General features: G+C 42.4%; 13 protein-coding genes. 10 read left to right on the forward strand and 3 right to left on the reverse strand.

Annotated elements, in window-relative coordinates:
• Nucleotides 1-19 precede the first annotated feature (19 nt).
• The 4 genes from DESYODRAFT_RS01535 to DESYODRAFT_RS01550 all read left to right on the forward strand — a co-directional run bounded on the left by DESYODRAFT_RS01535 (nt 20) and on the right by DESYODRAFT_RS01550 (nt 2,972).
• Entirely contained in the window at nt 20-316 is a 297-nt protein-coding gene (locus tag DESYODRAFT_RS01535; RefSeq protein WP_042339229.1) for a thiamine-binding protein, read from the forward strand.
• The gene (locus DESYODRAFT_RS01540) at nt 288-1,070 is read left to right on the forward strand and encodes an ABC transporter permease (protein WP_007778542.1); all 783 of its coding nucleotides are present in this window, start codon (nt 288-290) and stop codon (nt 1,068-1,070) included. The genes DESYODRAFT_RS01535 and DESYODRAFT_RS01540 overlap by 29 nt, the downstream gene beginning before the upstream one ends.
• A gap of 73 nt (nt 1,071-1,143) precedes the next feature.
• A complete protein-coding gene (locus DESYODRAFT_RS01545; protein WP_007778545.1) occupies nt 1,144-2,145 on the forward strand; it encodes an ABC transporter substrate-binding protein in 1,002 nt (333 codons plus the stop codon).
• A gap of 80 nt (nt 2,146-2,225) precedes the next feature.
• A complete protein-coding gene (locus tag DESYODRAFT_RS01550) occupies nt 2,226-2,972 on the forward strand; it encodes an ABC transporter ATP-binding protein (RefSeq protein ID WP_007778548.1) in 747 nt (248 codons plus the stop codon).
• 200 nt (nt 2,973-3,172) lie between these two features.
• Here the strand turns inward: DESYODRAFT_RS01550 and DESYODRAFT_RS01555 are convergent, their stop codons facing one another.
• Entirely contained in the window at nt 3,173-4,420 is a 1,248-nt protein-coding gene (locus tag DESYODRAFT_RS01555) for a cation:proton antiporter (RefSeq protein WP_007778551.1), read from the reverse strand.
• A complete protein-coding gene (locus tag DESYODRAFT_RS01560) occupies nt 4,420-4,920 on the reverse strand; it encodes a cation:proton antiporter regulatory subunit (RefSeq protein WP_007778554.1) in 501 nt (166 codons plus the stop codon). The genes DESYODRAFT_RS01555 and DESYODRAFT_RS01560 overlap by 1 nt, the downstream gene beginning before the upstream one ends.
• 498 nt (nt 4,921-5,418) lie before the next feature.
• Here DESYODRAFT_RS01560 and argF point away from each other — a divergent pair, with 498 nt between their 5' ends.
• From argF to DESYODRAFT_RS01590, 6 genes are all read left to right on the forward strand, one after another.
• Complete coding sequence (gene argF, locus DESYODRAFT_RS01565; RefSeq protein ID WP_007778557.1) at nt 5,419-6,363, forward strand: ornithine carbamoyltransferase; 945 nt, start codon at nt 5,419-5,421, stop codon at nt 6,361-6,363.
• 190 nt (nt 6,364-6,553) lie between these two features.
• On the forward strand, nt 6,554-7,762 hold the full coding sequence (locus DESYODRAFT_RS01570; RefSeq protein ID WP_007778559.1) for an argininosuccinate synthase: 1,209 nt from the start codon (nt 6,554-6,556) through the stop codon (nt 7,760-7,762).
• A gap of 59 nt (nt 7,763-7,821) precedes the next feature.
• A complete protein-coding gene (gene argH, locus DESYODRAFT_RS01575) occupies nt 7,822-9,204 on the forward strand; it encodes an argininosuccinate lyase (RefSeq protein WP_007778562.1) in 1,383 nt (460 codons plus the stop codon).
• A gap of 530 nt (nt 9,205-9,734) precedes the next feature.
• Nucleotides 9,735-11,189 carry a nicotinate phosphoribosyltransferase gene (locus DESYODRAFT_RS01580; RefSeq protein ID WP_007778565.1) on the forward strand — a complete coding sequence of 485 codons (1,455 nt, stop codon included), beginning with the start codon at nt 9,735-9,737 and terminating at the stop codon, nt 11,187-11,189.
• 2 nt (nt 11,190-11,191) lie between these two features.
• Complete coding sequence (gene nadE / locus DESYODRAFT_RS01585; protein ID WP_007778566.1) at nt 11,192-11,965, forward strand: NAD(+) synthase; 774 nt, start codon at nt 11,192-11,194, stop codon at nt 11,963-11,965.
• Between the two features lies 1 nt (nt 11,966).
• Entirely contained in the window at nt 11,967-12,530 is a 564-nt protein-coding gene (locus tag DESYODRAFT_RS01590; protein ID WP_007778571.1) for a 5' nucleotidase, NT5C type, read from the forward strand.
• A 235-nt stretch (nt 12,531-12,765) separates the two neighbouring features.
• Here DESYODRAFT_RS01590 and murC read toward each other — a convergent pair whose 3' ends face one another.
• Complete coding sequence (murC, locus tag DESYODRAFT_RS01595) at nt 12,766-14,118, reverse strand: UDP-N-acetylmuramate--L-alanine ligase (RefSeq protein WP_007778574.1); 1,353 nt, start codon at nt 14,116-14,118, stop codon at nt 12,766-12,768.
• Between the last annotated feature and the right edge of the window lie 74 nt (nt 14,119-14,192).

Genomic DNA, 14,192 nt, shown 5'->3' on the forward strand with positions numbered 1-14,192 from the left:
TGAAGGAGAGAAGAAGCAAATGATTAATGCGAGCGTTGCAATCCAAGTATTACCGGCTGTGGAGGGTGAAGAAATCCTGCGCGTGGTGGACAAAGTTATTGCGTACTTGAAATCTACCGGACTTAATATGTTTGTGGGCCCGTTTGAAACCACTATTGAAGGAGAGTTTGAACAGCTTATGGATATTGTAAAACGCTGTCAGCTGATTTGTATTGAGGAAGGTGCGCCTAGTGTGATGTCCTACGTAAAAATAAGCTATAAACCAGGTGGTGGAATTTGGACGATTGATGAAAAAGTTACAAAACATCACCAATAAGCTTTACCCGACAGCCCTGTTGCTATTTTTGCTGCTGATATGGCAGATGGTGACTGAATCCGGACTTGTGCCTAAGTTTATGCTGCCTTCGCCTATCGATGTGATTCGAGCCTTTATCAGTTCGTTTTCCGAACTGATGCAGCATGCTGCAGTTTCTCTGACAGAAGCATTTGCGGGCCTGGGTATCAGTATTATTTTGGCTTTTTGCATAGCGCTTCTGATGGACCGGTTTGAAGTTTTATATAAGGCAGTGCATCCCCTTCTGGTCGTTACGCAGACGATACCGACCGTTGCGCTTGCTCCCTTATTGGTATTGTGGTTAGGGTATGATATGGCACCTAAGATTATGCTGGTCGTATTAACCTGCTTTTTCCCGATGACTATTGCGCTTTTAGGGGGCTTCAAATCTTCCGATGATGATGCCATGAATTTAATGCGCGCGATAGGTGCCAGAAGGTGGCAAATATATCGGTACATAAAGCTTCCTAACGCCTTGCCAGGTTTCTTTTCAGGTCTCAAAATATCAGTATCCTATGCTATTGTTGGTGCTGTCATAGCGGAATGGCTGGGAGGAAACAGTGGACTAGGAGTATATATGACGCGTGTGCGGAAATCTTTCGCTTTTGATAAGATGTTCGCAGTCATTTTTCTGATCATCATTTTGAGTTTGCTGCTTATGAAATGCGTTGGAGTGATAGAACGAAGAGCAATGCCCTGGAGACATGCCGAGGAGGAAAAGGAAGTTAAGAACTGATCGGGATTACAATTCTAATCAAGTGGGAGAATCATAAAAGGTTAAAGAATTAGTAGAGGGGTAGAGAAGGCACATGAAGAAAAAGTTTATCGTGATGGTGGTTGGCATTTTAATGATACTGGGGTTAACCGGTTGTGCCCAAACGGGTACTGATAAACCGACAGATCAGGCAGTTGAAAAGATCACCTTTGTGCTGGATTGGACTCCCAATACCAACCATACGGGAGTATATGCAGCAAAGGAACTGGGATATTTTCAGGATGCAGGTCTGGAGGTTGATATCATTCAACCGCCGGAAGGCGGAGCTTTGCCCCTGGTAGCGGCAGGAAAGGCAGAGTTTACAGTGAGCTTCCAGGAGGAAATTGCGGCTGCTATTACATCGAATAATCCGTTGGATGTCATTGCCGTGGGCACGATTTTGCAACACAATACATCCGGAATTATTTCCTTAAAGAAGGATGATATTCTAAGTCCTAAGGACATGGAAAACAAAGTATATGCTACTTGGGATACTCCTGTTGAAAAAGCTATTTTAAAGCAAGTTATCACCAAAGATGGTGGGAACTACGATAACGTAAAAATGATTCCGAATACCGTAACAGATATCATTTCAGCGCTGCAAAGTAATGTTGATGCTGTTTGGATTTTCTACGGTTGGGATGGAGTGGCCACCAAAGTAAAGGGGCTGGATACAAACTTTTTTGCCTTTAAAGACATTGATCCAGTACTGGATTTTTATACCCCGGTTATTGCGGCCAGTCAGACATACCTAAATCAAAACGGAGATACGGCCAAAAAGTTTTTGGCAGCAGTGGCAAAAGGGTATGAATATGCCATTGCAAATCCTGAAGAAGCAGCGAAAATTCTTGTGAAGAATGCACCTGAGGTTGATCTGGATATTGCAACGGCCAGTCAAAAGTATCTAGCAGATCAATATAAGGCTGAAGCCAAGCAATGGGGATATATCGACGAAAAACGATGGGACAATTTCTATACATGGATGTATGAAAATAAGCTGATTTCCAGGAAACTTGATTCTCAGACAGGCTTTACAAACGTTTATCTGCCTAAGTGAATTAAGTTGGCTGAGAACTAACCCCACTTTATAGAAGTGAGGTCTTGTAAATCAGAGACAAAAGATCTATAGGAGTAACGATGAAATTAATTAAACTTGAGGCTCAGAATATCTCCAAACGTTTTGCGGGTGAATTAGTTATAAAGGATATCAATATAAGACTTGGAGAAAACGAGTTGGTAAGCTTACTGGGTGTAAGCGGTATCGGTAAAAGTACACTTTTCAATGTGATTGCAGGTGTGCTTGCTCCTGATACAGGTCAGGTGTTCCTAAATGGTGAGGATATCACCGGACAGGCAGGCAAAGTAAGTTATATGCAGCAAAAAGATTTGATGCAGCCCCACATGACTGTTCTGGATAATATTTCCTTGCCGCTTTTCATACGCGGAGTGAACAAGCGGCAGGCAAGAGCCCAGGCATTAAGCCATTTCCGGGAGTTTGGGCTGGAGGGCACCCAAAAGAAGTATCCCATCCAGCTTTCAGGAGGGATGCGGCAACGAGCGGCCCTTTTGAGAACGTATTTATTTTCTCAGGATGTTGCGCTTTTCGATGAGCCATTTTCAGCTCTGGACGCCATTACGAAAACTGCCATGCACCGATGGTATCTTGCCTTAATGGAGCGCATTAACATGTCTGCGCTATTCATCACCCATGATATAGATGAAGCAATTTTGCTTTCGGATAGGGTCTACGTCATGACAGGACCCCCAGGGGTGATTGCCCATGAGATTGTTATCGATACGCCTCGCCCCCGGGGAGATGAATTCTTAGTATCCGATGCATTTATCGGATATAAGCGAGAGATTATCAAGCGGCTTTCCGCTTAAAAGGGTTAACAGCCGCAAAGCATCTCCCCTTGTCTGGATTCAATGTATTGACGATATTGTTGAGCATAGGATTGATATGTTTCAGCAAAAATAAAAGTCCCTGAGTTATTTACTCAGGGATCTTTATTTTTACTATTTGGGAAGTATTACTTTCCATCTATCCATGGTTATAGGTAAGGTTGGCTATCCATAGTTGTCGTCTAAGGCTTACTGCTAGCCAGGTTTTCTATATTTCTTAACTTTTTTCTTCTTTCTGGAATTTGTGGCCATTTCAGTAATGGTCTTAACCGATTATAGACCCAACGTGATTCCTTCGTCAACAAGGGTCCTAGAATGGCGAGAATGAGAACATATAGTGCGGAAAATGGTTGCAATATAGCCAATAATCCACCCGTTTTTGCAAGGGTGGCTAAAATGATGGAAAATTCACCTCGGGAAATAATCGACAAACCAATATTCAGTGACGCCCTATGGGAGAGACTAGCTTTCCTGCCAGCCCAAACGCCCGATACAACATTGCCTAAAATGGTTAAGATAACAGCAATTATGGCTGACCAAACAGCTCCGCCCAAGGCAAAGGGGTCGATACTTAGACCAAAACTAAAGAAGAATAGGGCTCCAAAGAAATCGCGAAAAGAAACAATTAAATGCTCTATGCGTTCGGAATGTTCTGTTTCTGCCAGCACCAGACCAATTAGTAAAGCCCCTATGGCTTCAGCAATGTGCAGAGTCTCAGAAAAACCGGCTACCAAAAGTAAGATGGAGAAAACTACGAGCATAAATGTTTCGTCTGAAGGAATGTCTAACCAATGGTCAAGCTTTGGAACCAGCTTGTGCCCTAAAAACAAGAAACCACCAATAAATGTAAGGACCATAACTGCACTAAGTATTATATCTGTGATGGAAGTGGAACCAGCAAGAACCAGGCCGGAAACAACAGAAAAATAAATAGCCACAAAGACATCTTGAAACATCATTAATCCTAAAATGATTTCCGTTTCATCATTAGCTGCCCTCTTTAAATCAACAATAACTTTTGCTACGATTGCACTGGACGATATTGTCATAATACCTGCTACAACAAGTATTTCCTTAATTGGCCAACCTAGAAGCAAAGGAAATATAATAGCTATGGACAGGTTAATAACCATATAAATTGTTCCGCTTCTGATGATCGATGGACCTGCCGTTAAAAGACGTTTTATTGAAAATTCCAACCCTAGGGAAAACAAGAGAAACAGAACCCCCAAACGTCCCATAAACTCGATTAAGGGAGCACTCTGAATAAATCTAAAGTCTAAGGGACCTAAGTGAGGTGCCTGCGGACCGACGATCATTCCTGTTACAATTAGAATCGGCACAATAGAAATCCGGAGTTTGCCGGACAGAAGTCCTGCCCCGGCAATTAAAGCTAACGCAAGCCCTATCTCCAGTATTAAGTGCTCCATTATTGTACACTCCCATGGAATAATAGGTGTTTACAGGCCTTAACTTGTTTCTTTTCACCAAGAATTACAACGGTAGCGCCATTTCGGAATGTCGCCTCGGGACCAGGATTGACGGTTTTACTCTGATCCTGTTCTACTATCGCAATAATGGTACCTCCCGTAACTTGCCGAATACATAGATCCTTAATGGATTTGCCGATGGCATACGCATCAGGTTCGATTTTATACCATTCTATGAGCATATCACCTAAGGCAACATCCACGGTCTCTAGTGCCTTGGGACGATAAGTCATCCCTCCGAGTATAGCAGCTATACAACGAGATTCTTCGTCATCCAAAGTAACCATGGAGATAGAATCATCAGGGTCCTCACGATAAAAATGATAAATTTCTCTTCGCCCGTCATCATGTACCACTATGACTATCTTTTCACCGCTGCGGGCTTGGAGTTGAAATTTTTTGCCAATACCTGGTAAATCTGTTTCTTTTATCTGTTTCATTTTAAAATTCATTCCTTTCGCTGTGCGCAAGGCGCAACAATATAATAAAGTTCCTTAAAAAAAGAGAAAGTGTTATTTATAAAAGTATAAAAGAGGTTGTTTTCGGATTTAGGTCGCTTACTATCACTATCGTTTTATTATATAAGTATTAATCCATTATCGCCAGTAGTAGACTATAAAATTTCTTGTGCTCCAGTCAAGCTTTAACATATCAAACTAACTAAAATATGGATGATTATACCATAAAGCGGCTTTATGATAATGAAAATTTTGGCTGTCATTCTCTATATCTTCACTCTTTATTCCCGAAGAAGTAGTTATAAGTATGCAAAAGCTACAAATACTATAGTATAATGGGTTTATTGTTAAAAGCTCCTGCTGGAGTTCACTCTCAGTAGGAGTTTTACTAATTACATAGGACAAGGGAAAATAAAGGTTTACTATTGAATTATTATGCAATTATGTGTATAATAATTCATATCGAAGGAGTGAGTACGAATGAAAACAATTGATAATTCATTATTTAAAGGACGGGATTTCATTTCTCTTCATGATTATAACCAAGATGAATTAAGTTACATCTTAGATGTTGCTAAAGATCTTAAAGCGGAGCAAAAAGCTGGACGTCCGCATCCTATTCTTCAGGGAAAGACGTTAGGAATGGTTTTTACAAAGTCATCTACCCGAACTCGAGTTTCTTTTGAGGTAGGGATGTATCAACTTGGGGGACATGCGCTATTTTTAAGCGGACGAGATATCCAATTGGGTAGGGGAGAGCCCATTTCTGATACCGCACGAGTTCTATCCCGGATGGTTGACGGAATCATGATTAGAACGTTCAGCCATCAAGAAGTTTTAGAGCTGGCTGAGTTCGCTACGATTCCAATTATTAATGGCCTGACAGACTTACTTCATCCCTGCCAAGTTCTTGCCGACCTGATGACGATTCAAGAGCATAAAGGACGCTTAGAGGGCTTAAAGCTTGCTTACGTAGGAGATGGAAATAATATGGCGCATTCTTTGATGTATGGGGGTGCAAAGATGGGATTACATGTCGTCATTGCTTCTCCGCAGGGTTATAAACCAGATCCATTGATTGTCGCTGCAGCTCAAGCCGACGCCAAGCAAAATGGCGGCTTAGTAGAAATCGTAGATGACCCCTCAGAAGCGGTCAAAGGTGCCGATGTGCTTTACACAGATGTTTGGGCAAGTATGGGTCAAGAAGCAGAGGCAAACGAGCGCATGGCAGCTTTTAAGGGGTATCAGATAAATTCTAACTCGCTTAAATTGGCGAATCAATCAGCTATTGTCCTGCATTGTCTGCCCGCTCACCGTGGAGAAGAAATCACAGAAGATGTGATCGAAGGGCCTCAGTCCGTGGTTTTTGATGAGTCAGAAAACCGTCTTCACGCTCAGAAAGCGATTATGGCTTTAGTTATATAATCATTAATTAGCCGGTAATTCGATGCTGACCTTGCGTGTAAATTTAAAACTATAGTAGTATACTATACCAAATTAAATACTCATTTTAGAAACTCATGAGGAATCTATTATTGAAGCTAAAGATTACAAGAATCTATTTTTCCGTAATAGAAGTGAGAGACCAGAAAACTAATTAAGAGGGAGATTAGACATGAAAAAAGTTGTATTAGCTTATTCTGGTGGGTTAGACACCTCCATTATTATACCTTGGCTTAAAGAGACTTATGGGTACGAAGTTATTGCTATGGCGGCAGATCTCGGTCAAGGGGAAGAGTTGGCTCCTCTTCAGGAAAAAGCAATTAAAAGTGGTGCGAGCAAACTGTATATTGAGGATCTGAGAGAAGAATTCCTCACAGAATTTATTTTTCCAACCCTTAAGGCTGGGGCAGTTTATGAAGGTAGCTACCTTTTGGGCACCTCCTTTGCTCGTCCATTGATTGCTCGTCGTCTAGTGGAAATTGCGGAGAAGGAAGGTGCGGTTGCGGTCGCACACGGCGCAACTGGTAAAGGAAATGACCAAGTCCGATTTGAGCTAAGTGTCAAAGCATTAAATCCAGACTTGGAGATCATAGCACCTTGGCGGATTTGGGATCTTAAGTCCCGAGAAGATTGTATTGACTATGCTCAAGCTCGTGGAATTCCTGTACCTGTCACCAAGGATCGTCCTTACAGCATGGACCGTAACCTTTGGCACTTAAGTCATGAAGGCGGAGACCTGGAAAATCCCTGGAACGAACCAAAAAATGATTTATATTTACTCGGTGTTTCTCCCGAGGATGCACCAGATGAAGCAACCTACATCGAACTTGGATTTGAACAAGGGGTTCCTACATCGTTGAATGGTCAGAAAATTCCTCCTGTCGCTTTATTGGAAACGCTCAATGAATTAGGTGGAAAAAACGGGGTCGGGATTGTGGATATGGTTGAAAACCGACTTGTAGGGATGAAATCACGTGGGGTCTATGAGACACCTGGGGGAACAATTCTCTATATAGCTCACCAAGCCTTAGATCGTCTTACCCTTGACCGCTTAACCTTACATTACAAAGAACAAATTGCTTTAAAGTATGCTGAAATTGTCTATGATGGAACATGGTATACTCCGTTGCGGGAAGCCTTAGATGCCTTTGTTAATGTGACTCAGAAAAACGCTACCGGTACGGTTCGGGTGAAATTGTATAAAGGAAATTGTACTTTAGCAGGCGTAAAATCCCCGTATTCTCTCTATAATGAAGCATATGCCACCTTTGGTGACGATGGTGTGTATAATCAAAAGGATGCCAGTGGATTTATTAATCTTTTCGGTTTGCCTCTCAAAGTAAGAGCTTTAATGGAGAAAGAATCAGGGCTGCGTAAATAAGAGTAAAGAGTGGCGCCGGCAACCCGGCGCTTTCTTAATTAATGAAAGGGAGATGTAACGTGAAGCTTTGGGGCGGACGTTTTGAAAAAAGTACCGAGGGGTTGGTCGAAGATTTCCATTCCTCAATCCGATTTGATCAACGCCTGTATAAACAGGATATTCAAGGGAGTATTGCTCATGCTAGAATGCTCGGTAGTGTTGGAGTGATCTCTGAGTCGGAAGCCAGCCATTTGATTCAGGGATTATCTGAGATCCTTGGAGATATTCAAGCAGGAAAGATAGAATTTGAGATCGGTGCAGAAGACATTCACATGAATATTGAGAAGCTTTTAACTGAGCGGATCGGACCTGTGGGGAAAAAACTGCATACTGGACGCAGCCGAAATGACCAGGTCGCCTTAGATCTAAGACTCTTTTTGAAAAATGAGATTGACCAAACCAAGTCCTTAGTGGACCAGCTTATTCAAACCCTTCTACATTTGGCCGAAGGGCATCTGGAAACATGGATGCCAGGCTATACGCATTTGCAAAAGGCACAGCCAATTACGCTGGCCCATCATCTAATGGCCTACGTGCAAATGTTTTTACGTGATCTTGGCCGGCTTAAGGATACACGAAAACGATTAAATATTTCTCCCCTTGGTTCTGGAGCTATGGCCGGAACGACATTTCCCCTTGACCGGGAGCAAGTGGCTAGGGAACTCGGCTTAGATGGAGTTACCTTAAACAGCTTAGATGGGGTAAGTGATCGGGATTTTGCCCTGGAATTCTTAGCAAACGCATCCATTCTCATGATGCATTTAAGCCGATTATGCGAGGAACTCGTTCTTTGGTCCAGCGGTGAATTTCAGTTTATCTCAATGGATGATGGGTATTCAACTGGTTCCAGTATTATGCCTCAAAAGAAGAACCCTGATGTGGCAGAATTAGTAAGGGGAAAAACCGGGCGCGTGTATGGTGACTTGGTGGGTCTATTAACCGTCATGAAAGGACTTCCTCTCGCTTATAACAAAGATATGCAAGAGGATAAAGAACAGGTCTTTGATGCAGTGGATACGATTCAAAAGTGTTTGTTGGTTGTAGAACCAATGTTAAGAACTATGCAGGTGCATCGGGATGTCATGGCGTTTGGGGCAAAAGGTGGATTTACCAATGCTACAGATTTGGCGGATTACTTGGCCAAGAAAGGGGTCCCCTTCAGAGAGGCGCATGAATTAGTGGGACGTATCGTTTTACAGTGCAGCAAAAAAGGCATTGGATTAGAAGATATGAGTTTAGTTGAGTATCAGGAAGTTTCCCCAATATTTGGAGATGACCTGTTTAAATCGATTGGGATTCAATACTGTGTTCAAGCGCGAAAGATAACAGGAGGTCCCTCTCCGGAAACGGTTGCTGCGGCAATCAAGCTTAGCCGTAACGCTCTGAAAAAGATACTTTGGTAGAACTAGAAAGTGGAGGATAAAATACTCTCATTGATTTGATTTTGTCGAATAAATGTGCGTGGATGTCGTCTTTAGAGGATATGAATGGAAAAGGGAGTTTAACTTGGAATTGTGTATTTAAAAAGGGTATTGATACCTGTACACAAGTTTCTAGGAAAGGTTGTACCCTGTCTCATTAAGGGTGTATGACCTTAGTTTGCAACAGAATGTGAACAAGAGCTGTGCATAGTGTGGATAAATCTGTGGATAAAGTCTAAATAGGTCGTATTGTAAGGTGGATAAGCTTAGGCTGAATGGTGGACAATCATAACAAACCTGTGGATAATTTTTCTTTCTTTGTCGTGAAAATTTAACATTATCACTCAAAAAGCCTAAAGGAATGCCTTTAGGTTTTTTATTTTGAGTCTAAAGCAGGAAAATCCTGCATAGGGGTCGAAATTCTCACGCATGATTTTATAAAAGATATAACATCCTATAGTTACATTCAAAATGGAACTGCGCAGTGATCATACTAAAGCGAGGCATAATTAATGGAAAATCGAACAATGCTAACGGATCTATATCAGCTAACCATGATGCAGGGTTATTTAGTAAACGGTTATCAAAATAAGGAAGCGGTATTCGATGTTTACTTTCGATCGTTACCATTTGAGGGAGGATATGCTCTGGCGGCAGGGCTTGAACAAGTTGTCGAATACATTGAAAACCTTACCTTTGAGGAAGAGGATTTGACGTATTTGCGAAGCCTTAACCTATTTAATGACGAGTTCATTGAGGAATTAAGTAACTTCCATTTCACGGGAGACATTGATGCGATTCCGGAAGGGACAGCAGTCTTTCCGTATGAACCTTTGATCCGAGTAAAAGGACGTATTTTTGAAACACAGCTTCTGGAGACGACGATACTTAACTTGGTTAATTTTGAGACTCTTATAGCAACTAAAGCGTCTCGTGTCGTTACAGCCGCCAACGGGGGCCCGGTCATGGAGTTTGGATTACGAAGAGCGCAAGGACCGGACGCCGGGATCTTAGGAGCCCGGGCAGCCTTTATAGGAGGATGTCGATCAACCTCCAACGTTTTAGCGGGAAAGCGTTACGGCATCCCCGTGTCAGGAACTCAGGCACATAGTTGGATTCAATGCTTTCCAACAGAACTGGAAGCCTTTCGGGCCTATGCCCATACGTTTCCGGATCTCTGCTTGCTGCTGGTAGATACTTATAATGTCCTCGAATCAGGAGTGCCTAACGCGATTAAAGTTGGGCTTGAGCTGGAAGCAGAGGGACATCATTTCTTAGGAATTCGGCTGGATAGTGGTGACTTAACGTATTTGTCAAAGGAAGCCCGCCGTATGTTGGATGAAGCAGGTCTTAAGGAGGCCATCATCGTGGCTTCCAACGATTTAGATGAGGAAACTATCTTTGCCATTCGAGCTCAAGGGGCAAGGATTGATACCTGGGGTGTCGGCACCCATCTTATTACATCTAAGGATAATCCATCTCTGGGAGGGGTTTATAAGCTGGCGGCTGAAGGTGAGCAGGGAATTTTTCATCCTAAATTGAAGGTCTCAGAAAACATTTCCAAGATCACGAATCCTGGAATTAAAAAAGTTGTGCGTTTTTACGACAGAGCGGGGAAAGCTATGGCGGATCTCATTGCTCTGGACGATGAGGTCTTTGATGAGAGTAAACCTCTGACTATTTTTGATCCGATTCAAACTTGGAAAAGAAAGACCTTAACGAATTTCAAGACGAGGGAACTCTTAACTCCTGTGTTTAGGGGCGGAAAACGAGTGTATGACTTACCGAAGCTTAAAGAAATCCAAACCTACGCACAAAAGGAACTAGACACTTTCTGGGATGAAGTGAAGCGATTGACAAATCCGCACCGGTATATCGTCGATTTATCGAATAATCTCTTTGGCCTAAAACAACAATTACTTTTGACGATTCACAATGATATAAAAGCTAAACAAGGAGTGGAGTAAGAATGTGGACAAATGAACAACTGGCGGCTCGTATTGATCAAACCATAAACTGGTTGCGCACAAAAGTCACGGAAGCTAACGCAAAGGGTGTCGTGGTAGGAATCTCCGGAGGAGTCGACTCAGCAGTGGTCGCGGGGCTTTGTAGCCGAGCATTTCCGGAGAATTGCATTGGCTTAATTATGCCTAGCCATTCTGATCCGGAAGATGTTGAGGATGCCTTATGGATTGCAGAGGGCTTCGAAATAAAAACAATAGAGGTAAACCTAAGTGGTGCCCACACACAGGTCATGGGACAAGTTAAGAAAAACTTAGAAAGTATAGGGTGCAATTTAGTCGGAGAAAAAATGAGTCAAGGAAATTTGAAGGCTCGTTTGCGCATGTCGACACTCTATGCTGTGGCAAATGCTTTGAACTATCTGGTCGTAGGGACGGATAATGCTCCTGAAAGCTATACCGGATATTTCACGAAATATGGTGACGGTGGTGTTGATCTTTTACCGATTAGTTCACTTACAAAAGCAGAAGTACGCGAATGGGCGAGGATATTTGGGCTTCCCATGAGAATTGCTACCCGTGTTCCGACCGCAGGACTGTGGCCAGGTCAGACAGATGAGGCGGATCTGGGAGTTACGTATGATCAAATAGATCGGTACTTACTTGGGGAAGAAGTTCCTCCAGAGGTAAAAGAACGTATTGAGTCCCTCCACCGTCAGAGTGAACATAAACGCCAAATGCCCCCAAGTCTTGAGCTTCCTAAACTTGAGGGGTTAGATTAACGTGCGAATTGGAGTAGATATTGACGGAGTCATTTCCGATAGCTATCCCCTTTGGTTACAGGAGTTAAATCGGCACTACGGTAAAAATATACCCGATATCGTCGATTACAATATGCATGTGGCTTTTGGGGTTACGAGTGACGATATGAACGAATTTTTTGAGACGAATGTCGAACGTTTGTTAATGATGCCTGAGCCAATACCTGGTGCAAAGGAAGGAATTGAAACCCTTCTGCAGGATGGACATGAAATAATCTATGTTACAGCACGAACACCTGAGCAAAAAGATCTCACTGTGCGATGGTTTTCGTTAAGAGAGATTCATCATGAACATGTGCTGTGTACTGGGTTTGGCAGCAAGGCAGATGTTGTTAAAGAGTGGGGAATTGAGGCGTTTATTGAAGATTACCAAGTTAATGCTAAGTTAATAGCGGAATGCGGGGTGCCCGTTTTTCTGCTCAATGCAAGTTATAACCAAGAAGAACTCCCCCCGGGTATTATTCGATGCCACAGTTGGGATGAGATAATAACAGGTATACAGGCGATTTGCCATAATAAACCCTAAGAATTAGTTAATAAACGTAAACCCGTAGTCAGTCAATAAGTCAATACTTAATAAATCAATATGGACCCGGTAAAATGACAAACCAAGGTAGTAATTAAGAGCCTTTCACACAAAGATATGCGTCCCTTCCGGTAGGTAGGTTTTAAATGATTTAACCTTTGTACCTACAGAGGAGCATATCAGAGTATGAAAGGCTCTTGTTTATGATTAAGGATTTTAAGATTTCAGATTAGAATTAACTAACAATTTCTAGCCCAACCTTATAGATATCTCCGGCTCCTAAAGTAAGTACAAGATCTTCAGGTGCGAGAGTTTGGTTAAGATAAATTTTAATATCGTCCAATGTTCCAATGTAGCGCGCTTGTATGCCTTGCTGCAGGATCATCTCGGCTAAATTTGGCGCAGAAACGGTGTGATGCTCAAGCTCCCGGGCTGAGGCGAAGATGTCGGCGATAACGACTTCGTCAGCTCCTTGAAAAGCTTGTGAAAATTCAAGTAAGAGTTTTTCAGTTCGGCTAAAGGTATGGGGCTGAAAAATGGCTCGAATGCGGCGATCAGGGAAAGAAAGACGAGCTCCTTCTAATGTCGTGCGGATCTCTGTCGGATGATGGGCATAGTCGTCAACAATTAAGGCTCCATTTGGGTTACTGCCAATATGTTCAAAACGACGTTTTGTCCCATTGAACTTGCCAAGACTAGATAAAATTTCTTCAATAGGAATACCGATTTCATGACATAAAGAAATCGTTGCTAAGGCATTTATAATATTATGTTTTCCTGTGACATGCAGATTTAGATCCCCGACATACTGTCCTTTGACCATGATTTTCATGGAACTCTTCTCATCTTTAAAAAGAATTTCTGTTGCTCGAATATCCGCGGATTCTGAGAGTCCAAAGGTTGTGATGGGTGCAACTGATTTAAGAGATTTCCGATTTGGATCTTCATCCCAGACGTAAATGTGACCGTTCGCAGGTACTTTTTGAGCTAGTTCAGCGAATGCAGAGATAACATCATCCAGGTCCTTAAAATAATCGGGATGATCAAATTCTATGTTGGTAATAATCAGGTGTTCTGGTGTGTAATTAAGGAAATGACGTCGATATTCACATGATTCTGCTAAGAAGAAATTTCCTGTTCCCGAATGTGCATTTCCCCCGATGCTAGGGACATCGCTGCCAACAACGATAGTAGGATCTAATCCAGCTTCGAGCAGGACGAGGCCCATCATAGCGGTTGTCGTAGTTTTACCATGAGTTCCAGTTACGCAAATGCCCCTTTTTTTAGCAAGCAAACGTCCGAGATATTGAGGGTAGCTTAATACGGGGATATTTAACTCTAGGGCTCGGGCGATTTCCGGATGCTGATTAGTATAGGCAGCAGAGGTAACCACTAAATCTGCGTTTTCTACGTTGCTTGGAGAAAAGTTCAGAACGGGAATATTGGCACGTTTTAAGACACTGTCTGTATAAAAGCTCTCCTCAACATCAGATCCGGATATAGTAGCCCCTTCAATTTGCGCGCTAATCTGGGCTAAAGCGCTCATTCCAGTACCTTTGATTCCCACAAAATGAATATGTAATGCCAAAGCGAATCGTCCCTTTCATGTATAAAACTCTACCCCTCATTATACCCAAACTTGAAGCAAAAAGTATCATATTA

The sequence above is a fragment of the Desulfosporosinus youngiae DSM 17734 genome, from assembly GCF_000244895.1.
Taxonomy (GTDB): Bacteria; Bacillota; Desulfitobacteriia; order Desulfitobacteriales; family Desulfitobacteriaceae; genus Desulfosporosinus; species Desulfosporosinus youngiae.